We start from the raw sequence: 26,257 nt of genomic DNA, 5'->3' as shown, positions 1-26,257 counted from the left end.
TCCGATGGAGCATTTCGCCATAGGTGTCGATCTCGGAGGAACCTCGGTTCGCGCGGCGCTTGTCGATGAACGGGGCAACATCCTCGCACAGGACGAGGACGAAACCGATGCGACCGGCGGCCCCGAGCGGGTGCTCTCCCAGATATTCGGCCTGGCCCGTGGCCTGATCGCCTCGCGGCCGAGCCTCGCTCCGGCAGGCGTCGGAGTGTCGACGCCGGGGCCGGTCGATACCATCACCGGCATTGCAAGCGACATCCCCACCCTTTCGGGTTTTGCCGGCTTTCCCCTGCGCGCAGAACTGGAACGACAGTTCGGCCTCACAGTCTCGCTGGAAAACGACGGCATCGCCGCAGCCATCGGCGAATGGCAGTTTGGCGCCGGAAAGGGATATGACAGCCTCGTCTACGTCACCGTCAGCACCGGCATCGGCGGCGGCATCATCGCCGACGGGCGCGTCGTTCGCGGCCGCATGGGCATGGCCGGCCATGTCGGCCATATGACCATCACGCCGGACGGAGAACCCTGCCCTTGCGGCAACCGTGGATGCTTCGAAGCCTATGCGTCGGGAACGGCCTTCACTCGGCGCGCGCGCCAGCGTGCAACCGAACGAACCGACACGGTGCTCGGCCGGGACGGCAGTCCGATCAACAGCCGGGCGATATTCCGCGCCGCCCGGGACGGCGATACCTTCGCCAATCAATTGATCGACGAGGAAGCCGAGACGCTGGGGCGCGGGATCACCAACCTCATCCACATTCTCAGCCCCGAGATCGTCGTCATGGGTGGCGGCCTGTCGAACGAATTCGACCGGCTTCATGCCGGCATTGCGGATCATATCGCACGGCGGGCCATGCCGGCCTTTCGCGAAGTGCCGGTGGTGCGGGCCGCGCTTGGCCAGAATTCCGGTCTTGTCGGCGCCGCGGCTCTTGCCCTGCCGGGACGAGATCTCGCATTTCATCCCGTGGCGAAACCGGGCGTTCTGGAATTTTAACGCTCGCCATTCGACGTATTCGCGAGACAGGGGTAATACATCCGGCATGAGGCAGAAGAGCTGCTTGGGGCGGTGCCCACACAAAACACGGACGAGGGAGAGCCAGTGAAGAAAATCGTCACTTCGGGAGAGATTCTCGTCGAGATCATGGCGGACAGGCTGGACCAGAGCTTCCTGACGGCCGGCCCGCTGGTCGGACCGTTTCCCTCCGGCGCGCCCGCCATTTTCATCGGCCAGGCGGCGGCCCTCGGCCAGCCTGCCGGGCTGATCGGATGTGTCGGCAACGACGATTTCGGAACACTGAACATTCGCCGGCTGGAAGCGCTGAGCGCCGACGTTTCAGCCATCACGATCCATCCCGAGCTGCCGACCGGCACGGCATTCGTCACTTATCGCAGTGACGGCAGCCGGCATTTCGTCTTCAACATCAAGCACAGCGCCGCGGGCGGGCTTGCCTTTGGCGACGCAGCGCGTGCGCTGGTTCAGGGCGCCGATCATATGCACGTGATGGGCTCCTCCCTGTTTTCACCGGAAGCGACCGAGGTGGCGCTACAGGGGATCGCCGCCATCAAGGAACGGCGCGGTACCGTGTCATTCGACCCCAATATCCGGCGCGAGATTCTCTCGCTGCCGGGCATGCGTGAGGCACTGGCGAAAGTTTTCGAGCTGACCGACGTCTTCCTGCCGAGCGGCGACGAACTGTTCCTGTTCACGGACGAAAATTCCGAAGCGGAAGCCATCCGGTCCATTCTAGTCCGAGGGCCTTCAGTGGTCGTTCTGAAGAAAGGCGCTGCCGGCGCAGTCTATGTCGATCGGGAACGGACCGTCACGAGCACCGCATTTCCGGTCGAGGAAGTCGACCCAACAGGGGCCGGTGACTGCTTCGGGGCAGCCTTCGTCTCGATGTGGCTTCGCGGTGCCAAGCCGGAGCATGCCATGCGCATTGCCACGGCGGCTGGCGCGCTAGCCGTGACGCGCAAAGGCCCGATGGAAGGCATTCACGCCATAGCCGACATCGAAGCATTCATTTCCAGCCAGGAGCATCGGGCATGACCAGCGTCACCAGACAATTCGCCGACATGCCCGCGGCCCGGCGCGCTGGCCGACGGCCGGGCATCGTCTCCGTCTGCTCGGCCCATCCGATGGTGATCGAGGCGGCCTTTCGCCATGGTCTTCGTCGCGAGGGACCGGTGCTGATCGAAGCGACCTGCAATCAGGTGAACCAGGACGGCGGCTATACCGGCATGACGCCAGCAGACTTCCGCAGCTTCGTCGAAGAAATCGCCGGCAAGGTCGGCTTTCCGCTCGACCGGCTGCTGCTGGGTGGCGATCATCTCGGCCCCAATCCGTGGACCGCACTCAATGCGGAAACGGCCATGGAAAAGGCCGTAACGATGATCGAAGCCTTCGCCGCTGCAGGCTTCACCAAGCTGCACCTCGACACCAGCATGAGCTCCTCCGACGACCCCACGCCGCTGCCGGACGAAGTGATTGCCCGGCGCGCGGCAACGCTTGCCGCCGCCGCCGAACGCTCGGTTGAGGCAACCGGCGGCGCCCTGCCCGCCTACATCATCGGCACAGAAGTGCCCGTTCCAGGCGGCGCTTCGGAAGCGCTGGACCATCTGGAAGTCACAAAGCCCGAAGACGCGCTGCGGACAGTCGAAATCCACCGGGACGCGTTTTCAAAGCTGGGGCTGGAAAGCGCCTTCGAACGGGTGACCGGGGTCGTCGTCCAGCCCGGCGTCGAATTCGGGAATGCCGACGTCGTGGAATACGCGCCGGCGAAGGCAATCAGCCTGTCCGCCACTTTGAACGACATGCCGCAATTCGTCCTCGAGGCCCATTCGACGGACTATCAGAGCCCGCAGGCGCTGCGCCAACTCGTCGACGACGGGTTCGCCATCCTGAAGGTCGGGCCGTGGCTGACCTTTGCGCTCAGGGAAGCGCTTTACGGCCTCGACAGCATCGCCGGCATTCTCGTTCCGGAAAGCCGCCGGGAAAGTCTCGCCGCGAGCATGGAGCGTTTGATGCAGGAAAAGCCGGGCAACTGGCGCAAGTACTACCACGGCACCGAAGCGGAGCAGTACGTCCAGCGGCACTATTCGTTTTCGGACCGCATCCGCTATTACTGGCCCGACCCCGCAGCGCAAGCGGCCGTTTCCGCGCTGCTTGCCGATCTTGAGGGAGTTCGGATACCGCGACCGCTCATCAGCCAGTATCTCGGCCATCTGGAACCGCTCGTCGAGAGTGGAAAGGTCAGGCCAATGGCGCACGACCTCATCCTCGCCAGCATCGAACGCATCCTGGACATCTACGCCGACGCCATCGACTGAAACGTGGCGAAGATCGATCCGCCACGTTCCTGGAGCCATTGCCGGTCTTTAGTTGACGAAGTGCACGGTATCGAATGTCCGGCGCCATTCGGCAACCTCGGGCGCAAGCGCCTCCGGGTCATTGCGCTTCAGGCCGGCGGCGATCAGCTTGGCAAGCCGCGGCGCGTCGGCCGCCGTCATGCCCCAGCGCGTGAGTTCCGGCGTGCCGATGCGAAGACCGTTCATGTCACCCTTGACGTCCGCGATCGGCAGGCCGATGCCGCAGGCGAGGAAGCCGGCGCGGCGCAGCGTCTTCGACGCCGCCTGCCCGCCGCCGAACTCAGCCGCCTCGATGGCGAACTGGTGGGACCGGGTATAGCCGTCCGCGCCGGCAAAGACCGGCAGGCCTTCCTGGGCCAGGGATTCGGCGAGCGCCATCGACATGCGGATCATTTCCGCTGCGTAAGCCTGACCGAAATCGCGCCAGTCGAGCATGGTGACGGCGAGCGCCGCCGACTTGGCCGCATCGAAATTGGCGGTCATGCCCGGGAAGGCGATAGCGTCGAGCGCCTTGGCAATCTCCGCCTCGTTGGTGACGATCAGCCCGCCGGCCGGGCCGCCGAGGCTCTTGTACGTGCTCATCGTCATGAAATGCGCGCCCGCATCCAGCGGGTTCGTCCACGCCTTGCCGGCAATAATCCCGCACTGATGGGCGGCATCGAACATCACCTTGGCGCCGACCTCGTCGGCAATCGCCCGCACTTCGGCAACCGGATGCTCGAACAGGTTGAGGCTGCCGCCGACCGTGATCAGGCGCGGCCGCTCGCTGCGGGCAAGCGCACGCAAGCCATCGACATCCACGGTATAGCCGTCGGCACGGACGGGTGCCGGAACGGTGCGCAGGCCGTAGAGACCGGCGCAGCCGGCAATGTGATGCGTCACATGACCGCCGATCGAGGCCGGCGGCGCGATGATCGTGTCGCCCGGCTTGCAGGTCGCCATGAAGCCGAAGAGATTGGCGAGCGCGCCCGACGGCACGCGGATTTCCGCATATTTCGCGTCGAACACTTCCGCCGCCAGTTCGGCGGCGATCACTTCGATCTCCTCGATCGCCTCCAGCCCCATCTCATACTTGTCGCCGGGATAGCCGAGCGAAGGGCGCGTGCCGATGCCCGAAGCCAGCAGCGCCTCGGCCTTGGGGTTCATGACGTTGGTCGCCGGGTTGAGATTGAAGCATTCCTTCTCGTGGATCTCGCGGTTGCGCTCCGCCAGCGCTTCGACGCGGGCGAGCACGTCGCCGGACGCCTGCTCGGCAACCTCGCCGGCAATCTCCAGCACGCGCGTTTCACACTGTTCGGGAACCCAGTTTCTGCGGGACAATGTCATGGCCGATCTCCTTTGTTGGCGCGAGCATCCGATTTTCCAGAAGACCCGGCAAACCAGATTTGCTATTTTTGAGTTTAGAAAAACTGAGGGTAGAAAATGCCGGTCTCGCCTCCCCGTCCCAAGGGTCCGCCGCTCAACGCGCTCCGCGCCTTCGAGGCCGCCGCCCGGCTGGAAAGCTTTGCCGAAGCCGCCGAAGAGCTTTCGGTGACGCCGGGGGCGGTATCGCAGCACATCCGCACTCTGGAGGACTGGACCGGCGCCGACCTGTTCATCCGCCACGCACAAGGCGTACGGCTCACCGCGGTCGGCAAGTCGCTGCTGCCGAAATTCGTCGCCGCCTTCGATCACCTCGGCGAAGCCGTCAGGGCGCTGCAGGGCATCCGGCCGGTCACCGACATCCACATCGCCACGATGCCCAGCATCGCGCAGTTGTGGCTGTCGCCGCGGCTGAGCGGCATCCGTCGGCACCTGACCGGCATAAGGCTGTCGGTCACGGCGCTGGAAAACGCGCCGAACCTGAAGCGCGAGCTCTTCGACCTGTCGCTGTTCATCCGCAAACCCATGGGCCTGCCGTCGGAGACCGTGTTGGAAGAGGACCTGATCTTTCCGGTCTGCGCGCCGTCGCTGGCTGCCCAGATCGCCAGACCGGAAGACCTTGAGACGGTGCCGCTGCTGTTCGACCGATCGTGGGAGGAGGACTGGGACCTCTGGCTTGCGAGCGCAGGCCTGTCCTTTCCAGGCGGGCCACAAGGGCCGCGCTATTCGCTCTACAGCCTGGCGCTGGAAGAGGCCAAGGCCGGGGCCGGTGTGCTCATGGGCCACCACGCGCTTGTCGCCCCCGCCGTTGCATCGGGGCAGCTCACCCGCCTGTTCGACCGCAGCCACCTGACCGGCAAGGCGCTGGTCCTCGAAGCTCTGCCGGAAAAGACCGCCAGCCCCGAGGCGATGACAATTGTCCGTCTGCTGAGGGAGCTAGGCACAGCCTAACCCGACGGGCGTGATTGGAGGGATTTCAGCGGCCGTTTTCAGTGTGGGAGCCACTCTATTGCCGAGAGTGCGTTTTGGGCGCACTCTGATCTCCTTATGCTGGTCAAGCTGGGTTGACTGGCCGTGGTGCTGCGGGGGGGATATCATGGCACTGCAAGTCATCGGGGCGGGCTTTGGCCGGACAGGCACATGGTCCACGTTCGCGGCACTCAATCAGCTCGGCTTTCCCTGTTATCACATGCAGGAAGTCATTCTGAACAAGGCCAACAAGGGACATCTGGACTTCTGGCACAAGGTTGCCAATTCGCAGCCGGGCACGCAGTTCGAATGGGAGCAGGTCTTTGCCAACTACAAGGCGACAGTCGACAACCCCGCCTGCTGTGTCTGGCAGGAGCTTCTTGTCGCCTACCCCGACGCCAAGGTCATCCTGACCCTGCATCCGAAAGGGGCGGAAGCCTGGTACGACAGCACCATCGATACGATCTACTTCACCGAGACACTCTGGCAGTTCAAGGTGCTGGAGTGGCTGACGCCTTTCGGCCGGAAGTTCGGCGACATGTCACGCAAACTGGTGTGGGGACGCACGCTGAAAGGCGTGATGAACGACAAGGCGAGAGCGATCGCGCGCTACAATGCCTACATCGACGAGGTGAAGGCCGCGGTGCCTCCGGAAAAGCTTCTGGTGTTCAAGGTGTCGGAGGGATGGGGCCCGCTCTGCAGGTTTCTAGGCGTGCCGGAGCCTCAGACCCCGTTTCCCAATCTCAACGATCGTGCCTCCGTCAAGAAGGTCATCGCCGACGTCATCAAGGGGGCCTACATCATGCTTGGCCTCAGCGTGGCGGGCATCGCCGCCGTTCTTGGCCTCCTGATATGGATGTTGTCCTGAGACGTCACTGTGCGTTCTGCGGCAGGCCGTCGGCGATCTCGTAATAATCGCCCTTGTCGGCGACGAAGATATGCATCTCCAGATGCGTCCCGGTCGGTCCGTCGAAAGCGCCCATGGCGATGGCGATCCAGTCGCGGTGCGGTGGGTCGAAGAACAGCGATGAGCCGCAGACCGAGCAGAAGCCGCGGCGCACCTTTGCCGACGACTGATACCATGTGACGTTCTCTTCACCCGCAACTGTCAGGCTATCCTTCGCCACATTGGCGGAGGCGAAGTAGTGGCCGGACTGCTTGCGGCAGATCGAACAATGGCAGGCGTCCGGCGCAGACAGCGCTCCCGCGACTTCGAAGCGGACGGCGCCGCACAGACATGAACCCCGATGCATCAGCAAATCTCCTGTTCGTCGAGCTTAGACTAGAGGAACCCGGCAGAGATTGCATTCACAACCAGACACACTTTTTACGACAGTACAGTTGAAACATGCACGCATAGATGTTTTATCAAGATTCATACGCTCCAGGGGAGATCGATGGACACCCAAGCTGTCAGCGCGCGTCTGCGCACCGCGATGGAAACAAAGCGGCGGCGCAAGCTCTTTGCGTTTTCGCATGAGCTCGGCGTGAGCCCGAGCACCGTCACAAGATGGCTGCAGGGACAGCCGATAAGCTCGGACAATCTCGTCCGGCTCGCGGAAGCGCTCGACATTTCGATCGACTGGTTGCTGATGGGCAAGGGCGACATGTCGCCGACAGCCCTGCCTGTATCAAACGAGCTCGACGCCCTGCGGCGACTGCCGCCGGATGCAAAGGCCGCATTGCGAGACCTGTTCAGCAGGATCTAGGTCGGAATTGCGTCAACGCAATCATAAGATGTTACAATTGCACTAATGCAATCTAGAATAGTTTACAGACTGTCGCCAGCGCTCGACCATGGCCCTGCAATCCACTTATGGAGGAACGGACATGCCGAGAACACTCTATCTTCCCGGAACCACCATCGCCGGATGGGCCGGGGTTCAGGTCTGGCAGGGACACAACAATGTCTTTGCCAACATAACCGCCACCTGGAACTGGTCTGTCACGCATCACCAGCACTATGAAGTCGCCCGCTTCGGCGGCGGATCTTATTGGGTCCCGGTGTCCACCCATCCGCCCCATGTCTGGGGCGGCTCGAAATATGTCGTCGGAACGCAGCCTGCCGGCGGGACCCCGGTCAATCCCTACGGAAACGAGCAGAGGCCGGACACCACCTACATCTGGATCCCCGATGCCAGCATACCCGGCTACATCGTGCCCGGCATGACCTCAAACTGGGTAATCTGCGGTTATCCGACCGCCTACCCACCGCCGCATCAGGCCGCCAATCTCCTCGTCCCCGAGGACCTGCCCAGACGCGGTGTTCGCCGCACCGCTTACCGCCAACAATCCAACCGGGAGGAAACCGCCATGCGCATGCTCGAAGTGGCACACACAACGCTTGAGGAAATCCTTAGCACCACCAAGCCGACGGACGTCAAGGCACTCGCCGCCGCCAACCAGGACGCGTTCTCCGACAGCGACGGACTGATCTCCTTCGTAAACCTGTCCTCGTCCTTCGTCACCAACAATCCTGAATTCAAGACCGGTCGCGCCGTCTGCGACAAGATCTCGAACTTCTATTCGACCATCCGCGAGCCCGTCTTCGACTTCCTCGTCAAGAACCCGGCAAAGGTTCCCCCCGGCGACGTCGTGCCCAAGACCAAATGGGATCCGGCCGTCAACGACATGATCAAGATGATGCTGGCGCAGGCCGGCGGGTTGACCAATTTCAGCGTCACCAACGAAACCTATTCGGCAACGCAGGTGATCGCGGAATTCAACACCAGCTTCCTCAAGCTGATCTTCGATGCCGCCGTCGTGCCGGCGAGCATCATCAGCCAGGTCGGCAACTTTATCACCAGTGTCGGCGACACGCTGCGCGGGAGTTGGGACGATCGCAGCCGGACCTTTGCGACGGCCCTTCTCGGACAGTGCCACGAAGCCGTGCCGGTCGCCGCCGGCAGCGACACGACGATCTACTTCCCGAAGCTCAAATACTACCGGATCGAGGTCGATTCCAGCCAGCAGGAGTTCACCTCGCCCTGCACCTCGGTGAAGAAGGTCACCTTCAACTTCAACTACACCTACTACGTCACCGGCCTGAAAGCCTCGATACTCGATCCCACGTCAAACGACTACAAGCAGTTCGTCGGCTTCCTCGACAAGCAGCAGAACATCTCCTACGACCAGGCGCAGAACCTGCTGGACCAGATCCTGAACGGCACGGTCTCCTCGGCGCCGTCCGGACAGAAACAGACCCCCGGCATGCTCGACGAGATGAACACCTTCGGTGTCGATCTGATGGCCTATCCGAAGGCCCTCATCCAGCCGCATCCGGGGATCGAAAGCGTGCTGAACGGCATCGTGGCCGAAACCAACGGCTAGCGCGCGCCGAGGAAACCGGAAACAGGGAGCCGCGAGCCTTCATGGCTCGCGGCTTTTTTTGCATCACTCAAAACCGCGCCGGCGAATAGGCGGCGATGTCGTTGCCGTTGCCGCGCCGCGAGATGAGACCGGAAACGAGGCGGGCGGTGACCGGAGAGAGTGTCAGCCCGATATGCCCATGGCCGAAGGCGAGAATGACGTCGTCGCCGCCACCGGACGGACCGATGACGGGCACGGAATCCGGCATGGAGGGCCGAAAGCCCATCCAGGTCCGGTCCGGCGTCCTGTCGTTCAGGAAAGGAAAGACCGCGCGCGCGCCGCGCTCCAGCGCCGCCAGGCGATGCGGGCTCGGCGGCGCGGCCGTCCCGCCGAGCTCGACCGTCCCGGCCACCCGCAAGCGGCCGTTCATCGGAATGAAATAGAAGCCGCGCTCGGTCGGGCAGGTCGGCCGGGTCAGCGGCACATCGTCCATGTCGTATTCGAGGTGATAGCCGCGCTCGGTCTCCAGCGGCACACGGCTGCCGGCCTGGGCGGCGAGCGCACGCGAATGGGCGCCGGCGGCGAGAACGACGCGCTTCGCCCTTACACGCAGCGCACCGCCCGAAATCTCGACGCCACCATTCACCCGCGTCAGCGTCTCGGCCCTCGCTTTCAGGAACGGCACGCCCTCAGCCGTCAGCTTCGCCGCGAGCAACCGCATCATGCCGCCCGGATCGGCCAGATGGATCGCATCGCGAAAGTGAACGCCGCCGCCCGCAATCGGCGGCAGGGCCGGCTCGAGCGCCGCCACTTCGTCCGGGCCGACAAGGACCTGCATCACGCCATGATTGCGCCGCAGCGCAAAATCCTTCCGCGCGCCCAGAAAGTCCTTTTTCGAGGAATAGAGGTAAAGCGCGCCGTTCTCGCGAATGAGACCAGCCCCGCCGATTTCCGCCGCCAGCTCCCGCCACGACGCGGCCGCACCGGCAAGCAGGCCGGCAATGAGAGCCGTGTTGCGCGCCGCATTGCCCGGCAGCGACTGCCAGGCAAACCGCAGGAGCCACGGAAACAGCATGGGCAAATAGGCCTTGCGGATGGCGAGCGGACTGTCGCGGTCCAAAAGCAGCGACGGCAGGTTCTTCAAGACCGCCGGCGTTCCGACAGGCATGATCGCGTAGTCGGCGATCGTTCCGGCATTGCCGTAGGAGGCACCCATGCCCGGATCGCCGGGTTCGATGATCGCCACCTCACGGCCTTCGCTCCTCAGCCGGAGTGCGATCGTCATGCCGATCGTGCCGCCGCCGACGATGGCGATTTCCGTCGATACCGTCCCTGCCGCCTGTTCCATGATGTCCGTCATCCCCGACCCCGAATCCGCCTGCCCAAATGGCGCCGCCGCACCCAATCACCGGCCGAACCGGCAATCAAGCCCTGCGATGCAGGCCGGCCACACGGGCGCGCCGAAACGCCGCACGAACGGCCCCACGCTTGCGGTCTCTGCACGGTTGCGAATATGACAATGGAACAAGGGTTGGTAATGATGAGCAACGAAACGATCACGCTTTACGAGGCCATCGGTGGCGATGCCACCGTCAAGGCCCTCGCCCGCCGCTTCTACGAACTGATGGACGCATTGCCGGAGGCCGCCCGCTGCCGGGCCATTCATCCGGCCGATCTTTCCGGCTCCGAACAGAAGCTTTACGATTACCTGACCGGCTATCTCGGCGGGCCGCCCGTCTACGTCGAGAAGCACGGGCATCCGATGCTCCGCCGCAGGCACTTCATGGCCGAGATCGGACCGCAGGAGCGGGACGAATGGCTGTTGTGCTTCCGCCGTGCCATGGATGAAACGATCGAGAACGAGAAGCTCAGGGCGATCATCTGGCCGCCGATCGAACGCCTCGCCCACCATATGCAGAACCGGGAATAAGCCCTTGCCGAGACTCCAGAATATCATCCTGTTTCTTGCCGGACTGACGGGTCTTTCCGGCGTGGCTCTCGCCGCTGCCGCCACCCACCTTGGCGACCGATACCTGCTCGGCAACGCGTCCCTGATCTGCCTCAGTCACGCGCCGGTGCTGCTGGGCCTCGTGGCGGTGTGGACACGGGTTCGCACCGCCCCCCTGGCCGCGGTCGTTCTCTTCGTCGGAATCCTGTTCTTTTCGGGAGACCTCGTCGCCCGCCACTTCACCAACGCCGCCCTCTTCCCGATGGCGGCCCCGTCCGGTGGTGTCCTGATGATGGCGGGATGGCTGCTGATCAGCCTCGGCGCATTCTTCCGTACCGAGCCCGAGCGCTGACACGCTTCATCCGGCGGAAGATGGGCCCGGCCGGGAAGCGCTGCTGAAGCGCAGCAGGTTCCAGTGCGGATCGTGAACGAAGAATTCCTCCACGTTCGGCTGGTGTTCGCACAACGGACTGAGCTGGTCGAGGCCCGCGTCGCGGAATTCCTGGTAAAGCCTCTTTATGCCGCTGCCGCGCATGCAGACGCACGAGTTTTCGCAGAGTTTGGGGTCGTCAACCAGCCAGAAATGCAACTCCATGCAGCCGCGACGAATGATCAGGTAGGACGTCTCGTCATTCGGCACCCGCTCGAACCCGAGCTTGTCGCGATAGAATGCAAGCGTGACGCCCAGGTCCAGCGACGGCAGGACCGGCAGAACCTCCGCCAGACAGTCGTCGCTTATAGAAGAATCTGTGGTCAAATCATGCTCCCTCGACGTCCGTGAAACCCTCGAACATCGGCGGCCCCAGATACATATCCTTGTGATCCGCGGCATTTTTATGGGCCTGCCGGAAATTTTCCGACTTGGTCCAGTTGACGAAATCCGCTTCACTCTGCCAGGTCGAATGGGAGGCGAATAGAGTATATCCCTCGTTTGTGACAGTTTTACCGCGCAGCAGCCGGAACTCTTTGAAGCCCGGAACACCGGCCAGAGTCGACTCGCGGTTTTTCCACACATCCTCGAATGTGGTCTCCGAGCCGCAAGCGACCTTGAAGCGGTTCATCGCAATGTACACGCCGGTGTCTCCCCTATTTAATGCCGGCAATCTGCCGAATGGAACGCGCGAACGCAATCACGCGGCCCTCGACCTCCACATTTGATTGCACTCCCCCTGGTGCGGCAGACTGCCTTTTCTGGTGAAATGGTAAAACATTCGAGAATGCCGCCCCGCGCGCTGTTTCATCCTCGATAATCTGATGAAGTTCCACGACAAATCCGCCGTTTTCCAGCTGCATCAGCTTGTGCAGGCCGATCAGCGCCACCCTATCGCCATCGTCGAGGATCACTGCAGTCCGTCCCGTTCATGCAGGTCGGCGAGTGCCCGTTCCAGACTGGATTTGGAGCCGTTTCTAAGCGGAATGAAGGCCTTGCCGAATTTCTTGCAGCCGGTTTTCACCCGCAGGCAGGCGTCATGGCTGATGCAGTTGACCGGGCAGAAGACGCAGTCGACAGACGGCAGCACCGTATCGATCCGGGACACCGCCTCGCGCAGACCGCCGTCGTGGTGGAGCAGTTCGGCACCGTAGCTCTCCGCGAGCTCCCTGAGATGCGCAACCTGACAGTCACGGCCGCCGACATAAAGGAAGCTACGGCCGCCGAGCCCCTGGCGGTCCGTCGAAGACATTTCATTTTGCGCCTGTGGCTGATTGCTCCGGTCGCGCTTCTTGATCTTCTTCGCCATTGGCCGAGTTCCCTCCTTGCAGGCATCAGGGCTGAGAGCCCCTCTGATGTCGGCACCATATAAAACATGAATTTTATAATCAAGAATAAAGATGACTAGAAAAATCATGTTTTTGAGCCTTGGGGGACCGGATGAATCCAACACTGAATCAAACTGTGAAGACCATGCAACTCCGGTTCAGGGAACGGGAATAAGCGATTCAAATCATTCGCTTACAGACCCATGACCACTGCAAATATTTACCGTTTGATAAAATTTTGAAGCTGAGTTACCGTTATCTCAGTCGCCATACCAAAAAAGAGGGAACATTCATGGGACGACTGGATTCCGGCATAGCCGCCGGCAGGCTTCAGCCTGCCGAATACGAGACCAATTTTTCCGACCTGCATCCGCGCCTCGACAAGCATGAAGCGCTCGTCGCCTCCGACCGCTGCTACTTCTGCTACGACGCGCCGTGCATGACGGCCTGTCCCACCTCGATCGACATTCCGATGTTCATCCGCCAGATCGGAACCGGAAATGCGATCGGCGCGGCAAAGACCATCTTCGATCAGAACATCTTGGGCGGCATGTGCGCCCGCGTCTGTCCCACCGAAACGCTCTGCGAGGAAGCCTGTGTGCGCAACACGGCCGAGGAGAAGCCGGTCGAGATCGGCCGCCTGCAGCGCTATGCGACCGATGCAGCAATGGCGGAAGGCAAACAGTTCTACACCCGCGCCGCCTCGACCGGTAAGACGGTCGCCGTCGTCGGCGCCGGTCCCGCCGGTCTCGCCTGCGCCCATCGCCTCGCCATGCACGGCCATTCCGTCGTCGTCTACGAGGCGAAGGAAAAGGCTGGCGGCCTGAACGAATACGGCATCGCCAGCTATAAATCGACCAACGGCTTCGCCCAGAAGGAAGTCGACTACGTGCTGTCGATCGGCGGCATCGAAGTCAGGAACGGCCAGATGCTCGGCCGCGACTTCTCGCTCTCTGACCTTGCCTCTGATTATGACGCCGTCTTCCTCGGCATGGGTCTTGCCGGTGTCAACGCGCTCGGCGCCGAAGGCGAACAGGCGGCCGGCGTCGCCGACGCCGTCGAGTTCATCGCCGAACTGCGTCAGTCCTCCGACCTCTCCACCCTGCCCGTCGGCCGCCGCGTCGTCGTCATCGGCGGCGGCATGACCGCCATCGACGCCGCCGTCCAAGCCAAGCTGCTCGGCGCGGAGGAAGTCACCATCTGCTACCGCCGCGGCAAGGAGAACATGAACGCGTCCGAATTCGAACAGGATTTGGCCGCCTCCAAGGGAGTCATGATCCGCCACTGGCTGCAGCCCAAGACGGTGATCGCCAGGGATGGCAAGGTCGCCGGCATCGAAGTCGAGTACACCGAACTGAAGGACGGCAGGCTCTCCGGCACCGGCGAGACCGGCGTCATTGCCTGCGACCAGATCTTCAAGGCCATTGGCCAGACCTTCGAGGCGACCGGTCTCGGCGCCCTCAAGGTCGAAAGCGGACGCATCGCCATTGACGGCGAAGGCCGCACCTCCGTTGCCGGCGTGTGGGCCGGCGGCGACTGCGTGAAGCTTGGCGAAGACCTGACCGTGACCTCGGTCGCACAGGGACGCGACGCAGCAGAATCGATCAACAAGGCCCTGGCCGCCGGCACCGTCCGCGCCAGCGCCGTGGCTTGAAGGAAGGGAGCAGGACAATGGCTGATCTTCGCACGAACTTCGTCGGCATCAAATCGCCGAACCCCTTCTGGCTCGCCTCCGCGCCGCCGACCGACAAGGCCTACAATGTCGAGCGCGCCTTCAAGGCGGGCTGGGGCGGCGTGGTCTGGAAGACGCTCGGCTCGGAAGGCCCTCCGGTCGTCAACGTCAACGGCCCGCGCTACGGCGCCATCTGGGGCGCCGACCGCCGCCTTCTCGGCCTCAACAACATCGAACTCATCACCGACCGGGACCTATACGTGAACCTGCGGGAGATGAAAGAGGTCAAGATGAAATGGCCGGACCGGGCGCTGGTTGCCTCGATCATGGTCCCCTGCGTCGAGGAGGAGTGGAAGGCGATCCTGCCGCTCGTCGAGGAAACCGGCGCCGACGGCATCGAGTTGAACTTCGGCTGTCCGCACGGCATGTCCGAGCGCGGCATGGGTGCTGCAGTTGGTCAGGTGCCGGAATATATCGAGATGGTCGTGCGCTGGTGCAAGCAGTACACCCGCATGCCGGTCATCACCAAGCTGACGCCGAACATCACGGATATCCGCAAGCCGGCCCGTGCGGCAAAGGCAGGCGGCACCGACGCCGTTTCGCTGATCAACACCATCAACTCGATCGTGTCCGTCGATCTCGACAACATGGCCCCCTCGCCCACCGTCGGCGGCAAGGGTACCCATGGCGGCTATTGCGGCCCGGCGGTCAAGCCGATCGCGCTCAACATGGTCGCCGAGATCGCCCGCGATCCGGAAACATACGGCCTACCGATCTCCGGCATCGGCGGCATCACCACCTGGCGCGATGCGGCCGAATTCATGGCGCTCGGCTCCGGTACCGTCCAAGTCTGCACGGCGGCGATGACCTACGGGTTCAAGATCGTCGAAGAGATGATCACCGGCCTGTCCGACTGGATGGACGATAAAGGCTACGCGACGCTCGACGACCTCGTCGGCCGCGCCGTCCCAAACGTGACCGACTGGCAGTATCTCAACCTCAACTACATCGCCAAGGCGCGCATCGATCAGGACCAGTGCATCAAGTGCGGTCGCTGTCACATCGCCTGCGAGGATACCTCGCACCAGGCGATCACGGCCCTCGTCGACGGCGCCCGAAAGTTCGAGGTCATGGAAGACGAATGCGTCGGCTGCAACCTCTGCGTCAACGTTTGTCCCGTTGAGGGATGCATCACCATGGTGCCGCTCGCAGCCGGCGCGATGGACGAGCGCACCGGCAAGCCCGTCGACCCGAACTACGCCAACTGGACGACCCATCCCAACAACCCGATGGCAAGGCAGGCGGCGGAATAAGTGTCCTCCTCAAACTCCAAGCGCCCGGTTCGTCCGGGCGTTTTTTTGTTCAGACGTCGCCCTCGTTGGGAATGTTCAGCACGGTGCCGCAATGCTTGCAGTGCACGGCGTCGCGCTCATGCTGGGACAGACCGCATTGCGGACAGGGATATTTCACCTTCGATGGACGGAAGATCGTCTGCACCAGTCGCAGGAACAGCGACACGCCGAACACCATGATCAGGATCGACAGCAGCCGTCCGGTCTGGCCCTGCAGGGTGATGTCGCCGAACCCCGTCGTCGTCAGCGTCGTGATGGTGAAATACATCGCATCGAGGAAATGCCGGACGTTCGGATTGACGCCCACCTGGGTCACGAACACCGCTTCGGTCATGACGAAGATGAAGATGAACATGTTGGTGGCACTGAGGATCACCTCCTCGTTGCGCTTGAAGTAGGGAAAGTCGTGCCGGAGCTTGTTCTGCAGCCGGTAGGAGCGCAGCAATCTCAAAACCCGCAGGCCGCGAAGGAAGGCGAAGTTCTCGCCGAGAATGGGCGCCAGAAACGACAGCATGGCGACAAGGTCGGCAAGATTGAGGGGATGGATGAAGAAGGCCGGCTTCTTCTTCGCGATCCAGAGCCGCGCCGCATAGTCGGCCAGGAGGTACAGGCCGAAGACCACATCCAGCGCCTCCATCAGCGCCGAGCCGTAATAGAAGGTCGAGACGACAAGGAAAAGGATCGTCAGGAAATCGATGCCGAGAAGGCCGTAGCGGAACCGGTGCGCGGCATCGCTGTCGCCTTCGTAAAGTTCGTAAATCCGCGCCTTCAGCCTCTGCAATGTGCCACCCCCGTTTGTTTTCATGCCCCTGCTTGGCAGTTTTGCACGATTGCGGCAAGACAACCCGGTCCTTTCCGGCTAAAGCACATTTCAACCTCACAGCTATGGACAGAACCTTGAAACAGGATGTTCAACCGCCAAAGTCGATCCACAACACCCATGCCACGGGTGCGGTGAAGCTGCGCGCGCATCTGGCGATGCTGTCCTTCTCGCTGCTGGTCGCCGGATCGTTTTCGCTCGGCGGCATGGCAGCGCAGCACATGCCGGCGGCAGAGCTGCAATTCATCCGCTACGTGATCAGCATTCTCGTCATGGCGGCGATGGCGGTCTTCATCTTCCGGCAGCGCCTGACCATTCCGGTGCAGCCCTGGCGCTTTGCCATCTACGGCATGCTGATGGGCACCTACATGCTGACCATGTTCCTGGCGCTGGAGATCACCAGCCCGGTGCAGACGGGCGCCGTCTTCACGCTGATGCCGCTCGCGAGCGCCGTCTTTGCCTTCATCATCCTGAGACAGCACACCCGCCCCGGCGTCTTCCTGAGCCTTTTGATTGCCGCAAGCGGCGCCATCTGGGTGATCTTCCGGGGCGACGTTCAGGCCATCCTGCGCTTCGACGTCGGCCGGGGCGAACTGATCTATTTCGTCGGCGTGCTCTGCCATGCGGCCTATGTGCCGCTGTTGCGCAAGCTCGATCGCCGCGAGCATCCGACCGTCATCGGCTTCTGGCTCTCCGTCGCCGTCAGCATCTACCTCCTGTTTCCGGCCGCGCCGCAGATCGCCCAGACCGACTTCTCCGCCATGCCGCCGATCGTCTGGACAGCGCTCGCCTATCTGTCGGTGGTCACAACCGCGATCACGTTCCTGCTGATCCAGTATGGCTCCATGCGCCTGCCGGCTCCGAAAGTGCTCGCCTACAACTACCTGACGCCAAGCTTCATCATCATTCTCGAAGGACTGATCGGCCATGGCTGGGCGAGCCCGGCCGTCTTCGCCGGCGCCCTGGTGACAGCCTGCGGCCTCATCGTCACCGGCCTGCTTCCGGATTGACGGATACCGCAGCCGGAGACACCGGCCTGATCAGATCGCTTCGGAAGCAAGTCCACCCGGATCGCGCGCGATCGGAGTGTCTGGCGCCTTCACCCTGAGACCCTCGATATAGAGCTGCTCGAGGAACCGTGCGGCATCCTCGAACCGGCCGTCTCCGGACAGCTTCTGGCCGAGCACGGCCCTGACCTGCACGTCGAAGTCGGCATAATGCTGGGTGGTCGCCCATATCGAGAAGATCAGGTGATAGGGATCGCACTTGGCGATCTTGCCGGCCTTGGCCCAGGCGCGGATCACCGCCGCCTTGTCGTCGACCAGCTCCTTCAGCGGACCGGCCAGTTCATCTTCGATATGCGGTGCGCCCTGCAGCACCTCATTGGCGAAAAGCCGGCTTTCGCGCGGAAAATCCCGCGCCATCTCCAGCTTGCGGCGGATATAGGACCGGATCTCGGTCTCCGGATTGCCGGCGGCATCGAAGGCCCTTAGCGGCTCAAGCCAGGTCTGCAGCACCCGGTCGATCAGCGCCCGGTGCATCGCCTCCTTGGTGCGGAAATAGTAGAGCAGGTTCGGCTTCGACATCTCGGCCACCTCCGCGATCTGGTCGATCGTCGCGCCCTTGAACCCGTAGGAGGAAAAGACATCCAGCGCGGCCTGGAGGATCACCTCCTCCTTCTCTTCCTGAATGCGGGTCCTGCGCTGCGTTTTCGCCGCCCTGGCCTTGACCATCTACGCCTGTCTCCTCACCCGGAAAATGCATGACCGGCGGCAAAAACTGCCGCAAGAATGCGCATGCGGAAAACCTATGCAAAATCTTCGCGGCGTCCCCTCTTTTTTGGCTTTTCCGTCTTGAGTGGCGCCGCGGAAATTGTAATGTTTACCAATCGGTCAAATTATCAGACAGAATTGCCCGTAAGGCAACTGGTATCAGACGGCGAACAAAAACAACAAGCGCCGCACCGACAAAGGGAACGAGACCGGCAGACCGCCGGCGAAACTGGCGAGGATGAAATCATGGTGGCAGCACCCGGCGAAAACATGCGCGTCAACGGCGACCGCCTGTGGGACATGCTGATGGAGATGGCGAAGATCGGCCCCGGCATTGCCGGCGGCAACAATCGCCAGACGCTGACGGATGCCGACGCCGAAGGCCGCAAGCTCTTCCAGACCTGGTGCGAGGATGCCGGCCTGACGATGGGCGTCGACACGATGGGCAACATGTTCATGACGCGGCCCGGCACCGATCCGGACGCCCTGCCCGTCTATGTCGGCAGCCATTTGGACACCCAGCCGACCGGCGGCAAGTTCGACGGCGTGCTCGGCGTGCTCGGCGCGCTGGAAATCATCCGTTCGATGAACGACCTCAACATCAAGACGAAGCATCCGATCGTCGTCACCAACTGGACGAACGAGGAAGGCGCCCGCTTTGCGCCGGCCATGCTCGCCTCCGGCGTATTCGCCGGCGTCCACACCCAAGACTACGCCTATAACCGCACGGACCCAGAGGGCAAGAGGTTCGGCGACGAATTGAAGCGGATCGGCTGGGTCGGTGACGAGGAAGTCGGCGCCCGCAAGATGCACGCCTACTTCGAATACCACATCGAACAAGGCCCGATCCTCGAGGCGGAGGAAAAGCAGATCGGCGTGGTCACCCACTGTCAGGGCCTCTGGTGGCTGGAATTCACGCTGATCGGCAAGGAGGCCCATACCGGCTCGACGCCGATGAACATGCGCGTCAATGCCGGCCTCGCCATGTCCCGCATCCTGGAAATGGTCCAAGACGTCGCCATGAGCGAACAGCCGGGCGCCGTCGGCGGCGTCGGCCAGATGTTCTTCTCGCCGAACTCCCGCAACGTCCTGCCCGGCAAGGTCGTCTTCACCGTCGACATCCGCACGCCGAGCCAGGAAAAGCTCGACCGCATGCGCGCGAAGATCGAGGCGAAGGCGGCGAAGATCTGCGAGGATCTCGGCGTCGGCTGCTCGGTCGAGGCCGTCGGCCATTTCGATCCGGTGACTTTCGACCCGAAACTGGTCACCATGGTCCGCGACGCCGCCGAACGGCTCGGCTATTCCCACATGAACCTCATTTCTGGCGCCGGCCACGACGCCTGCTGGGCCGCCAAGGTGGCACCCGCCACCATGGTCATGTGCCCCTGCGTCGGCGGCCTCAGCCACAACGAGGCCGAGGAGATCTCCAAGGAATGGGCCACCGCCGGTGCCGACGTGCTGCTGCACGCCGTGCTGGAAGCCGCGGAGATTGTGGAGTGATGCTTTCTCCACGAGAAAGTGGGAGAATTTGGATGGCCACCAAGTCCGAGGCGTGGGTTCGAAAGCCTGGTGCAACCGCACGAGCCAGAATACTGCGCGCAAACGATACGGAACCGGAATATCGTCTGTGGAGCGATCTTCGAAGCCGTAGGTTGAGCGGATACAAATTTTCACGGCAGATCCCGCTGGGGCCTTACATCGCGGACTTCATCTGCCGCGAAGAGAGCTTGGTGGTCGAGATTGATGGCGCGCAACATGCCGACAGCCAAGTTGACGACATCCGGACAGGCTGGCTGAACGCCAACGGTTACTCAGTTCTGCGCTTCTGGAATGATGAGGTTTTGAAGGAACGCCGCGCCGTACTGGAAACCATCCTGGCCGTTCTGGAAGGCAAGATTTTCGAGCGATGCGACACTTTGCGTTTCCATCCCGCGACGGTGACTTCTCAAGGGGAACGGCAAGAATGAGAGCAGTTTGCACCCCCGTTTATGGGAACCCCTCATCCGCCCTTCGGGCACCTTCTCCCCAAGGGGAGAAGGCGAGATCGCCGCAGCCTACAGCCAGTAACCCCTCCCTCTTCTCCCCTTGGGGAGAAGGTGGCGCAAAGCGCCGGATGAGGGGTTCCAATCGACACGGGAAGCACACCGGCTCTCCGGTGTCGGCACCAAAGATCCGGGAACACAACTCTGCACCAACACCTCTAAACCCCATGCATCACAGCAACAGAGCGCAGGATTCCGAAGGGGAGAACTAAAATGACCACAGTCATCAAGAACGGCACCATCGTCACCGCCGACCTGACCTACAAGGCGGACGTCAAGATCGATGGCGGCAAGATTGTCGAGATCGGCCCGAACCTTTCCGGCGACGAGACGCTGGATGCGACCGGCTGTTATGTCATGCCGGGCGGCATCGATCCGCACGTCCACCTCGAGATGCCCTTCATGGGCACCTATTCGTCGGACGATTTCGAAAGCGGCACGCGCGCCGGTCTTGCCGGCGGCACGACCATGGTCGTCGACTTCTGCCTGCCCGACCCCGGCCAGTCGCTGCTCGACGCGCTCAATCGCTGGGACAACAAGTCGACCCGCGCCAATTGCGACTATTCCTTCCACATGGCGATAACCTGGTGGGGCGAGCAGGTCTTCAACGAGATGGAGACCATCGTCAAGGAAAAGGGCATCAACACCTTCAAGCACTTCATGGCCTACAAGGGCGCGCTGATGGTCGACGACGACGAGATGTTTTCGTCCTTCCAGCGCTGCGCCGCGATCGGCGCGCTGCCGCTGGTGCATGCCGAAAACGGCGACATCGTCGCGCAGATGCAGGCAAAGCTGCTTTCCGAAGGCAATAACGGCCCCGAGGCGCACGCCTATTCCCGCCCCGCTTCCGTCGAGGGCGAGGCCACCAACCGCGCCATCATAATCGCCGACATGGCCGGCGTGCCGCTCTATGTCGTGCACACATCCTGCGAACAGGCGCATGAAGCCATCCGCCGCGCCCGCCAGAACGGCATGCGCGTCTATGGCGAGCCGCTGATCCAGCACCTGACGCTCGACGAGAGCGAATATGCCAATGCCGACTGGGATCACGCCGCCCGCCGGGTCATGTCGCCCCCCTTCCGAGACAAGCGCCATCAGGATTCACTCTGGGCTGGCCTTGCTGCTGGCTCCCTGCAGGTGGTCGCAACCGACCACTGCGCCTTCACCACCGACCAGAAGCGCTATGGCCTTGGCGATTTCACCAAGATCCCGAACGGCACCGGCGGGCTTGAAGACCGCATGCCGATGCTATGGACCTACGGTGTCGCGACCGGCCGCATCACCATGAACGAGTTCGTGGCGGTCACTTCCACCAACATCGCCAAGATCCTCAACATGTATCCGAAGAAGGGCGCGATCCTCGTCGGCGCCGATGCCGACCTCGTCGTCTGGGATCCGAAGCGCGAGAAGACCATTTCGGCCGCCAACCAGCAGTCGGCGATCGACTACAACGTCTTCGAAGGCAAGAAGGTCAAGGGCCTGCCGCGCTACACGCTGACCCGTGGCGTCGTGGCGATCGAGGAGTCGACCATCAAGACCCGCGAGGGCCACGGCCAGTTCGTCAAGCGCGAGCCCTTCCCCGCCGTCAGCACGGCGCTGTCCACCTGGAAGGAAATCACCGCCCCGCGCAAGGTCCAGCGCACGGGCATTCCGGCGTCTGGCGTGTAATCCTTTCGATGACGGAGAGCCCCACAATGGCACCGACAGACACACCAGGATATCAGCGCTATTCGATAGTAGCGCATTTCTGCGCCGCGGTAGTGGGGCTCCAAACATTCATCTGGACATTCGCTTTTTCCCCCAGCGACTATCTTAAGTTCAGCAGCTATCGCAGAGTACTTTCAGCGTTCAGCACGGAGGCCTCGCACTATGGGTTCGGCGCAATCACATTCTTCGCGCCACTCATCCTCTGGGCGATGGTACTGACTTTGCCTACCGTATGGATTGCAACACGAATTGCAAAGCGATGGAATATTCGCGCAATCTGGCAGTTTGCTGCGTTGGGATTAATCTCAAGCATTTTGACCGCTGCCTTCTCTGTCGTCTTCCTCTTGGCCTTTGCCCCACCGAATAGCAATTTTGAGTATTCTGGTGTCGCAGGACTGGACAATAGTAGGCCGGAACTTGGCAGAAGCCTCTCGTCTCCGGTGGGGGAATACCTTGCCGGCCTCGTTGCCCTCTGCGGACGTATGGCTCCTGCTAGCCTCATAGGAGCACTTGTCTATCGCTTGGCCGGCGGAGGACTGGATCTTTTGAAGAACAGGGCTTTATCTTGAGCATTTCACGGCACCAACCCATCCAGATCCGGCGTCAAAACCACGCTTTCCTGCTCGTTCGGGTCTGTTCGCGCGATGACCGCCGTGCAGGGCACTGTCCCGGTATTGACCGGCACATGCGGCACGCCGGCCGGGATGTAGAACATGTCGCCGGCCCGCTGCACCTGAACGTGCTCGAGTTTTTCGCCGAAATAGGTCGTCGCCTCGCCGGCCACGATGTAGATCGCCGTCTCGTGGCTTTCGTGGAAATGCGCCTTGGCGCGCGCGCCCGGCGGAATGGTCAGCAGCATCATGGCAATGCCCGTGGAGCCGACGCTTTCCGCGCTGATACCCTCGATATAGGAAAAGCCCTGCTTGCCGTCATAGGTCTCGGAGGGGCGGATGGTCTTGCATTGGGGATACGTCGACGATGACATGAATGGAAATTCCCTGACATGAGACAAGAAGGACGGATATACCGTCACGGGGACAGATTTTACAACAAACTGGGATCACATGGCTGAACAATCGAAAACGGTCGTCGAGGCGAAGGGGCTTGGCCTGACATTTCAGACCAATGACGGGCCGGTGCACGCTCTGTCGGATGTCAATCTGGAGGTCAAGAAGGGCGATTTCGTCTCCTTCATCGGCCCGTCCGGCTGCGGCAAGACCACCTTCCTGCGCGTCATCGCGGATCTCGAAAAGCACACGTCCGGCACGATCACCGTCAACGACACGACGCCGGAAGACGCCCGCCGGAACCGTGCCTACGGCTACGTCTTTCAAGCCGCGGCCCTTTATCCGTGGCGCACGATCGAGCGCAACATCGCCCTGCCGCTCGAAATCATGGGCTATCCGGAAGCGGAGAGAAAGAAGCGCATCGAACGCACGCTCGATCTCGTCAACCTGTCGGGCTTCGGCAAGAAATTCCCCTGGCAGCTGTCCGGCGGCATGCAGCAGCGCGCCTCGATCGCCCGCGCGCTCGCCTTCGATGCCGACCTGCTTTTGATGGACGAACCCTTCGGCGCCCTCGACGAGATCGTCCGCGACCACCTGAACCAGCAGCTGCTGGAGCTCTGGGCACGCACCAACAAGACCATCTGTTTCGTCACCCACTCGATCCCCGAAGCCGTCTATCTCTCGACCAAGATCGTCGTCATGAGCCCCCGCCCCGGCCGCGTCACAGACATCATCGAATCGACGCTACCGAAGGAGCGCCCGCTCGACATCCGCGAGACCCCCGAATTCCTCGAAATCGCCCACCGCGTCCGCGAGGGCCTGAAGGCGGGGCATAGCTACGACGAATGAGTACGGTCAATTTCCAGAAACCCGAGCCAGTCCTAGCAAACGCCGAATTCCGAAACGGCGAGTTGCGGTACTTCAGGAAAAATCCTCGAAATATCATCCACTCATTGTTCGTGCTTCTATGCCTCGGAATCTGGGCTCAACAGACCTACTCCGCGGTGAGAGCCACGCTCGCAACTCCTCTCGGCAAACTCAGTTCCGGCATGCTATTCGGATTAGTCTTCCTCGCGCTTTTCGGCGGCCTGGTTATCTCGACCTTGATTTGGTCGCTTTTCGGCACGCAGTCGCTCACGGCCAGCCTCGCAAAATTGACGTATACGAAGCACGTCGGGCCATTTAAATGGAGCCGCCACTTTCGCCCCGATACAGTTCAAAATCTGCGGTGGCTCGATAGCGTCACGGTCAAGGGAGCTGAGGGCCCGGAACGAACGGAGTCTTCATTGAGATTTGACCACGGCTCCAAGACAATCACCGCTTTTGCAGGCATCACCGAGCCTGAATCCGTTGCTTTGATCGAGGCGCTCAACAAGGCTATGGGAAAGAAGAGGGAGATATAGAATGGCAGGAGCCCTCCGCGCCAAATTCCTCCCCATCCTCACCGTCATCCTCGCCATCGTCGCGATTTGGTATGTCGCGGCGCTCTTCATGAACCACACGCTGGCCGCCGAGGAAGCGATCCGCAAGAACGAGAACCTGACGGCCTCCGAGGTCTGGCTGAAGTCCTATCAGATGGACAAGCCGCTCCTGCCCGCGCCGCATCAGATCGTCGCCGAAATCTGGAAGACGACGGCGGAGATGAAAGTGACGTCGAAGCGTTCGCTCGTCTATCACGCCTGGGTCACCCTGTCGGCCACCCTGCTCGGCTTCGCGCTCGGCACCGTCACCGGCGTGCTGCTGGCCGTCGGCATCATCCATAACCGGGCGATGGACAAGTCGCTGATGCCGTGGATCATCGCATCCCAGACGATCCCGATCCTCGCGGTGGCGCCGATGCTGATCGTCGTCTTGAATGCCATCGGCATTTCCGGCCTGCTGCCCAAGGCGCTGATCTCGACCTACCTCTCCTTCTTCCCGGTCGTCGTCGGCATGGTGAAGGGTCTGCGCTCGCCCGAAACGATCCAGTTGGACCTAATGCACACCTACAATGCCAGCCGCAGCCAGCTCTTCTGGAAGCTGCGCTGGCCGTCTGCCGTGCCGTTCCTCTTCGCCTCGCTGAAGGTCGCGGTCGCAATCTCCCTGATCGGCGCCATCGTCGGCGAATTGCCGACAGGGGCCGTCGCCGGCCTCGGCGCCCGCCTGCTCTCGGGCTCCTATTACGGCCAGACCATCCAGATCTGGGCCGCCCTCTTCGTCTCGGCGATCGTCGCCGGCGGCCTCGTCTTCGTCGTCGCCGCCGTCGAGAAGCTGGTGATGAAGGCGATGGGCGCCAAACCGGAGGCGCTCGCATGACGACGACGCTCACCATCATCGCGGCGCTGGCGATCTGGCTCGGCGCCTGGGCGCTGAACGAGAAGCTGGTGCATGTCACGCCGGCGAGCCCCGCCGGCGCCCGGCGCATCAACCTCGCGGTCCCGGCCATCTTCGGCCTGACGCTGCTCGCCCTCTGGGAACTCATCACGCGGGGGCTGAACGTACCGGAAATCCTGCTGCCGGCCCCGAGCGCCATCCTCGCCGAAGCGGCCACGGCCTTCCCCACACTCTGGCTCGATCTGGTCCAGACGGTCTTCAAGGAGGTCCTGCCCGGCTATCTCATAGGCTGCGGTCTCGGTTTCGTCGCCGCCCTGCTGATCGACCGCTCGCCGTTCCTGAAAGCGGGGCTGCTCCCGCTCGGCAATTTCATCTCGGCCCTGCCGATCATCGGCATCGCGCCGATCATGATCATGTGGTTCGGCTTTGAATGGCCGTCGAAGGCCGCCGTCATCGTCCTGATGATCGTCTTCCCCATGCTGATCAACACCGTCGCCGGTCTTTCCGCCGCCGGCCACATGGAGCGCGATCTGATGCGCACCTATGCGGCCAGCTGGTGGCAGACGATGGTCAAGCTTCGCCTGCCGGCGGCCTGGCCGTTCATCTTCAACGCGCTGAAGATCAATTCGACCTTGGCGCTGATCGGCGCTATCGTCGCGGAATTCTTCGGCTCGCCTTCGGTCGGCATCGGCTTCCGCATCTCGGTGGAGATGGGCCGCATGAACACGGCCATGGTCTGGGCCGAAATCCTGGTGGCTGCCGTCACCGGATCCTTGTTTTACGGGATCGTCGCGCTGATCGAGCGCAAGGTCACGTTCTGGCATCCGTCTGTCCGTGGTGGACAGACGTAATAAGAAGAGGGA

The 26,257-nt window shown here is 62.3% G+C and carries 30 protein-coding genes; 20 read left to right on the top strand and 10 right to left on the bottom strand.

The features are described 5' to 3' along the window. The first annotated feature begins 4 nt into the window (after nucleotides 1–4). The 3 genes from NN662_RS06245 to NN662_RS06235 all read left to right on the top strand — a co-directional run bounded on the left by NN662_RS06245 (nucleotide 5) and on the right by NN662_RS06235 (nucleotide 3,324). Entirely contained in the window at nucleotides 5–991 is a 987-nt protein-coding gene (locus NN662_RS06245) for an ROK family protein (protein ID WP_261929439.1), read from the top strand. Between the two features lie 105 nt (nucleotides 992–1,096). Next, the gene (locus tag NN662_RS06240; RefSeq protein ID WP_261929438.1) at nucleotides 1,097–2,044 is read left to right on the top strand and encodes a sugar kinase; all 948 of its coding nucleotides are present in this window, start codon (nucleotides 1,097–1,099) and stop codon (nucleotides 2,042–2,044) included. Beyond that, a complete protein-coding gene (locus NN662_RS06235) occupies nucleotides 2,041–3,324 on the top strand; it encodes a D-tagatose-bisphosphate aldolase, class II, non-catalytic subunit (protein ID WP_261929437.1) in 1,284 nt (427 codons plus the stop codon). Before NN662_RS06240 ends, NN662_RS06235 begins: the two co-directional genes overlap by 4 nt. 48 nt (nucleotides 3,325–3,372) lie before the next feature. Here the strand turns inward: NN662_RS06235 and glyA are convergent, their stop codons facing one another. Continuing rightward, entirely contained in the window at nucleotides 3,373–4,689 is a 1,317-nt protein-coding gene (gene glyA / locus NN662_RS06230) for a serine hydroxymethyltransferase (RefSeq protein ID WP_261929436.1), read from the bottom strand. Between the two features lie 96 nt (nucleotides 4,690–4,785). Between glyA and NN662_RS06225 the strand changes: the two genes are divergently transcribed. Together NN662_RS06225 and NN662_RS06220 are read left to right on the top strand one after the other, a co-directional pair. Then, the gene (locus tag NN662_RS06225) at nucleotides 4,786–5,676 is read left to right on the top strand and encodes a LysR family transcriptional regulator (protein WP_261929435.1); all 891 of its coding nucleotides are present in this window, start codon (nucleotides 4,786–4,788) and stop codon (nucleotides 5,674–5,676) included. A 145-nt stretch (nucleotides 5,677–5,821) separates the two neighbouring features. Beyond that, nucleotides 5,822–6,562, top strand: a complete 741-nt coding sequence (locus tag NN662_RS06220; RefSeq protein ID WP_261929434.1) for a sulfotransferase family protein — start codon at nucleotides 5,822–5,824, stop codon at nucleotides 6,560–6,562. Nucleotides 6,563–6,566: 4 nt separating this feature from the next. Here NN662_RS06220 and NN662_RS06215 read toward each other — a convergent pair whose 3' ends face one another. Further along, nucleotides 6,567–6,947, bottom strand: coding sequence for a GFA family protein (locus NN662_RS06215; protein WP_261929433.1), 381 nt, complete (start codon nucleotides 6,945–6,947; stop codon nucleotides 6,567–6,569). Nucleotides 6,948–7,091: 144 nt separating this feature from the next. Between NN662_RS06215 and NN662_RS06210 the strand changes: the two genes are divergently transcribed. Together NN662_RS06210 and NN662_RS06205 are read left to right on the top strand one after the other, a co-directional pair. Then, nucleotides 7,092–7,403 (top strand): helix-turn-helix domain-containing protein, encoded by a 312-nt coding sequence (locus tag NN662_RS06210; RefSeq protein WP_261929432.1) that lies wholly within the window; start codon nucleotides 7,092–7,094, stop codon nucleotides 7,401–7,403. A 121-nt stretch (nucleotides 7,404–7,524) separates the two neighbouring features. After that, on the top strand, nucleotides 7,525–9,024 hold the full coding sequence (locus NN662_RS06205; protein WP_261929431.1) for a hypothetical protein: 1,500 nt from the start codon (nucleotides 7,525–7,527) through the stop codon (nucleotides 9,022–9,024). Nucleotides 9,025–9,091: 67 nt separating this feature from the next. Here the strand turns inward: NN662_RS06205 and NN662_RS06200 are convergent, their stop codons facing one another. Then, nucleotides 9,092–10,363 (bottom strand): NAD(P)/FAD-dependent oxidoreductase, encoded by a 1,272-nt coding sequence (locus NN662_RS06200; protein WP_261929430.1) that lies wholly within the window; start codon nucleotides 10,361–10,363, stop codon nucleotides 9,092–9,094. Between the two features lie 180 nt (nucleotides 10,364–10,543). On the opposite strand from NN662_RS06200, the gene NN662_RS06195 reads away from it, so the two are divergent. Both NN662_RS06195 and NN662_RS06190 read left to right on the top strand, forming a co-directional pair. Next, complete coding sequence (locus NN662_RS06195; RefSeq protein WP_261931877.1) at nucleotides 10,544–10,933, top strand: globin; 390 nt, start codon at nucleotides 10,544–10,546, stop codon at nucleotides 10,931–10,933. Nucleotides 10,934–10,937: 4 nt separating this feature from the next. Beyond that, entirely contained in the window at nucleotides 10,938–11,303 is a 366-nt protein-coding gene (locus tag NN662_RS06190) for a DUF423 domain-containing protein (protein WP_261929429.1), read from the top strand. A 6-nt stretch (nucleotides 11,304–11,309) separates the two neighbouring features. On the opposite strand, the gene NN662_RS06185 is transcribed toward NN662_RS06190, so the two are convergent. Genes NN662_RS06185 through NN662_RS06170 form a run of 4 tightly spaced genes read right to left on the bottom strand, consistent with a single transcriptional unit; the run spans nucleotide 11,310 to nucleotide 12,690 of the window. Beyond that, nucleotides 11,310–11,708 (bottom strand): VOC family protein, encoded by a 399-nt coding sequence (locus tag NN662_RS06185; RefSeq protein WP_261929428.1) that lies wholly within the window; start codon nucleotides 11,706–11,708, stop codon nucleotides 11,310–11,312. 1 nt (nucleotide 11,709) lies between these two features. Continuing rightward, nucleotides 11,710–12,024 (bottom strand): antibiotic biosynthesis monooxygenase family protein, encoded by a 315-nt coding sequence (locus tag NN662_RS06180; RefSeq protein ID WP_261929427.1) that lies wholly within the window; start codon nucleotides 12,022–12,024, stop codon nucleotides 11,710–11,712. A 13-nt stretch (nucleotides 12,025–12,037) separates the two neighbouring features. Continuing rightward, nucleotides 12,038–12,295 carry a hypothetical protein gene (locus NN662_RS06175; protein WP_261929426.1) on the bottom strand — a complete coding sequence of 86 codons (258 nt, stop codon included), beginning with the start codon at nucleotides 12,293–12,295 and terminating at the stop codon, nucleotides 12,038–12,040. Beyond that, nucleotides 12,292–12,690: a DUF2325 domain-containing protein gene (locus NN662_RS06170; RefSeq protein ID WP_410010908.1), complete on the bottom strand. Its 399-nt coding sequence runs from the start codon at nucleotides 12,688–12,690 to the stop codon at nucleotides 12,292–12,294. The genes NN662_RS06175 and NN662_RS06170 overlap by 4 nt, the downstream gene beginning before the upstream one ends. A gap of 311 nt (nucleotides 12,691–13,001) precedes the next feature. On the opposite strand from NN662_RS06170, the gene NN662_RS06165 reads away from it, so the two are divergent. Further along, the gene (locus NN662_RS06165) at nucleotides 13,002–14,363 is read left to right on the top strand and encodes an NAD(P)-dependent oxidoreductase (RefSeq protein WP_261929425.1); all 1,362 of its coding nucleotides are present in this window, start codon (nucleotides 13,002–13,004) and stop codon (nucleotides 14,361–14,363) included. 17 nt (nucleotides 14,364–14,380) lie between these two features. Continuing rightward, a complete protein-coding gene (preA, locus tag NN662_RS06160; RefSeq protein WP_261929424.1) occupies nucleotides 14,381–15,694 on the top strand; it encodes an NAD-dependent dihydropyrimidine dehydrogenase subunit PreA in 1,314 nt (437 codons plus the stop codon). Nucleotides 15,695–15,743: 49 nt separating this feature from the next. Here preA and NN662_RS06155 read toward each other — a convergent pair whose 3' ends face one another. After that, nucleotides 15,744–16,538: a potassium channel family protein gene (locus tag NN662_RS06155; protein ID WP_261929423.1), complete on the bottom strand. Its 795-nt coding sequence runs from the start codon at nucleotides 16,536–16,538 to the stop codon at nucleotides 15,744–15,746. A 92-nt stretch (nucleotides 16,539–16,630) separates the two neighbouring features. On the opposite strand from NN662_RS06155, the gene NN662_RS06150 reads away from it, so the two are divergent. After that, nucleotides 16,631–17,563: a DMT family transporter gene (locus NN662_RS06150; RefSeq protein WP_261929422.1), complete on the top strand. Its 933-nt coding sequence runs from the start codon at nucleotides 16,631–16,633 to the stop codon at nucleotides 17,561–17,563. A 30-nt stretch (nucleotides 17,564–17,593) separates the two neighbouring features. On the opposite strand, the gene rutR is transcribed toward NN662_RS06150, so the two are convergent. Further along, the gene (gene rutR / locus NN662_RS06145) at nucleotides 17,594–18,286 is read right to left on the bottom strand and encodes an HTH-type transcriptional regulator RutR (RefSeq protein WP_261929421.1); all 693 of its coding nucleotides are present in this window, start codon (nucleotides 18,284–18,286) and stop codon (nucleotides 17,594–17,596) included. Nucleotides 18,287–18,571: 285 nt separating this feature from the next. Between rutR and NN662_RS06140 the strand changes: the two genes are divergently transcribed. From NN662_RS06140 to NN662_RS06125, 4 genes are all read left to right on the top strand, one after another. Next, on the top strand, nucleotides 18,572–19,825 hold the full coding sequence (locus NN662_RS06140) for a Zn-dependent hydrolase (RefSeq protein ID WP_261929420.1): 1,254 nt from the start codon (nucleotides 18,572–18,574) through the stop codon (nucleotides 19,823–19,825). Between the two features lie 32 nt (nucleotides 19,826–19,857). Then, complete coding sequence (locus NN662_RS06135) at nucleotides 19,858–20,292, top strand: endonuclease domain-containing protein (RefSeq protein ID WP_261929419.1); 435 nt, start codon at nucleotides 19,858–19,860, stop codon at nucleotides 20,290–20,292. Between the two features lie 288 nt (nucleotides 20,293–20,580). Then, a complete protein-coding gene (gene hydA, locus NN662_RS06130; RefSeq protein ID WP_261929418.1) occupies nucleotides 20,581–22,035 on the top strand; it encodes a dihydropyrimidinase in 1,455 nt (484 codons plus the stop codon). A gap of 26 nt (nucleotides 22,036–22,061) precedes the next feature. Further along, the gene (locus NN662_RS06125; RefSeq protein WP_261929417.1) at nucleotides 22,062–22,643 is read left to right on the top strand and encodes a hypothetical protein; all 582 of its coding nucleotides are present in this window, start codon (nucleotides 22,062–22,064) and stop codon (nucleotides 22,641–22,643) included. A 5-nt stretch (nucleotides 22,644–22,648) separates the two neighbouring features. On the opposite strand, the gene NN662_RS06120 is transcribed toward NN662_RS06125, so the two are convergent. Next, nucleotides 22,649–23,059 carry a cupin domain-containing protein gene (locus NN662_RS06120; RefSeq protein WP_261929416.1) on the bottom strand — a complete coding sequence of 137 codons (411 nt, stop codon included), beginning with the start codon at nucleotides 23,057–23,059 and terminating at the stop codon, nucleotides 22,649–22,651. A gap of 79 nt (nucleotides 23,060–23,138) precedes the next feature. Between NN662_RS06120 and NN662_RS06115 the strand changes: the two genes are divergently transcribed. The 4 genes from NN662_RS06115 to NN662_RS06100 are packed head-to-tail and all read left to right on the top strand — an operon-like array spanning nucleotide 23,139 to nucleotide 26,245. Continuing rightward, the gene (locus tag NN662_RS06115) at nucleotides 23,139–23,930 is read left to right on the top strand and encodes an ABC transporter ATP-binding protein (protein ID WP_261929415.1); all 792 of its coding nucleotides are present in this window, start codon (nucleotides 23,139–23,141) and stop codon (nucleotides 23,928–23,930) included. Further along, nucleotides 23,927–24,484, top strand: coding sequence for a hypothetical protein (locus tag NN662_RS06110; RefSeq protein WP_261929414.1), 558 nt, complete (start codon nucleotides 23,927–23,929; stop codon nucleotides 24,482–24,484). Before NN662_RS06115 ends, NN662_RS06110 begins: the two co-directional genes overlap by 4 nt. Before the next feature lies 1 nt (nucleotide 24,485). After that, nucleotides 24,486–25,376, top strand: a complete 891-nt coding sequence (locus NN662_RS06105) for an ABC transporter permease (protein WP_261929413.1) — start codon at nucleotides 24,486–24,488, stop codon at nucleotides 25,374–25,376. Further along, the gene (locus tag NN662_RS06100; RefSeq protein ID WP_261929412.1) at nucleotides 25,373–26,245 is read left to right on the top strand and encodes an ABC transporter permease; all 873 of its coding nucleotides are present in this window, start codon (nucleotides 25,373–25,375) and stop codon (nucleotides 26,243–26,245) included. The genes NN662_RS06105 and NN662_RS06100 overlap by 4 nt, the downstream gene beginning before the upstream one ends. Nucleotides 26,246–26,257 lie beyond the last annotated feature (12 nt).

Origin of the sequence: Rhizobium sp. NRK18 (genome assembly GCF_024385575.1) — a bacterium.
Taxonomy (GTDB): Bacteria; Pseudomonadota; Alphaproteobacteria; order Rhizobiales; family Rhizobiaceae; genus JANFMV01.
This window is presented reverse-complemented; position numbering and strand designations above follow the sequence as displayed.

Bases quoted from the DNA above. Each gene is read 5' to 3' on its own strand.
- NN662_RS06120 (WP_261929416.1), bottom strand. From the start codon at position 23,059: ATGTCATCGTCGACGTATCCCCAATGCAAGACCATCCGCCCCTCCGAG.
- NN662_RS06135 (WP_261929419.1), top strand. From the start codon at position 19,858: ATGGCCACCAAGTCCGAGGCGTGGGTTCGAAAGCCTGGTGCAACCGCA.
- NN662_RS06220 (WP_261929434.1), top strand. From the start codon at position 5,822: ATGGCACTGCAAGTCATCGGGGCGGGCTTTGGCCGGACAGGCACATGG.
- NN662_RS06235 (WP_261929437.1), top strand. From the start codon at position 2,041: ATGACCAGCGTCACCAGACAATTCGCCGACATGCCCGCGGCCCGGCGC.
- glyA (WP_261929436.1), bottom strand. From the start codon at position 4,689: ATGACATTGTCCCGCAGAAACTGGGTTCCCGAACAGTGTGAAACGCGC.
- NN662_RS06140 (WP_261929420.1), top strand. From the start codon at position 18,572: ATGGTGGCAGCACCCGGCGAAAACATGCGCGTCAACGGCGACCGCCTG.
- NN662_RS06245 (WP_261929439.1), top strand. From the start codon at position 5: ATGGAGCATTTCGCCATAGGTGTCGATCTCGGAGGAACCTCGGTTCGC.
- NN662_RS06115 (WP_261929415.1), top strand. From the start codon at position 23,139: ATGGCTGAACAATCGAAAACGGTCGTCGAGGCGAAGGGGCTTGGCCTG.
- NN662_RS06170 (WP_410010908.1), bottom strand. From the start codon at position 12,690: ATGGCGAAGAAGATCAAGAAGCGCGACCGGAGCAATCAGCCACAGGCG.
- NN662_RS06205 (WP_261929431.1), top strand. From the start codon at position 7,525: ATGCCGAGAACACTCTATCTTCCCGGAACCACCATCGCCGGATGGGCC.
- rutR (WP_261929421.1), bottom strand. From the start codon at position 18,286: ATGGTCAAGGCCAGGGCGGCGAAAACGCAGCGCAGGACCCGCATTCAG.
- hydA (WP_261929418.1), top strand. From the start codon at position 20,581: ATGACCACAGTCATCAAGAACGGCACCATCGTCACCGCCGACCTGACC.
- NN662_RS06100 (WP_261929412.1), top strand. From the start codon at position 25,373: ATGACGACGACGCTCACCATCATCGCGGCGCTGGCGATCTGGCTCGGC.
- NN662_RS06105 (WP_261929413.1), top strand. From the start codon at position 24,486: ATGGCAGGAGCCCTCCGCGCCAAATTCCTCCCCATCCTCACCGTCATC.
- NN662_RS06195 (WP_261931877.1), top strand. From the start codon at position 10,544: ATGAGCAACGAAACGATCACGCTTTACGAGGCCATCGGTGGCGATGCC.
- preA (WP_261929424.1), top strand. From the start codon at position 14,381: ATGGCTGATCTTCGCACGAACTTCGTCGGCATCAAATCGCCGAACCCC.
- NN662_RS06155 (WP_261929423.1), bottom strand. From the start codon at position 16,538: ATGAAAACAAACGGGGGTGGCACATTGCAGAGGCTGAAGGCGCGGATT.
- NN662_RS06210 (WP_261929432.1), top strand. From the start codon at position 7,092: ATGGACACCCAAGCTGTCAGCGCGCGTCTGCGCACCGCGATGGAAACA.
- NN662_RS06165 (WP_261929425.1), top strand. From the start codon at position 13,002: ATGGGACGACTGGATTCCGGCATAGCCGCCGGCAGGCTTCAGCCTGCC.
- NN662_RS06225 (WP_261929435.1), top strand. From the start codon at position 4,786: ATGCCGGTCTCGCCTCCCCGTCCCAAGGGTCCGCCGCTCAACGCGCTC.
- NN662_RS06200 (WP_261929430.1), bottom strand. From the start codon at position 10,363: ATGACGGACATCATGGAACAGGCGGCAGGGACGGTATCGACGGAAATC.
- NN662_RS06125 (WP_261929417.1), top strand. From the start codon at position 22,062: ATGGCACCGACAGACACACCAGGATATCAGCGCTATTCGATAGTAGCG.
- NN662_RS06110 (WP_261929414.1), top strand. From the start codon at position 23,927: ATGAGTACGGTCAATTTCCAGAAACCCGAGCCAGTCCTAGCAAACGCC.
- NN662_RS06215 (WP_261929433.1), bottom strand. From the start codon at position 6,947: ATGCATCGGGGTTCATGTCTGTGCGGCGCCGTCCGCTTCGAAGTCGCG.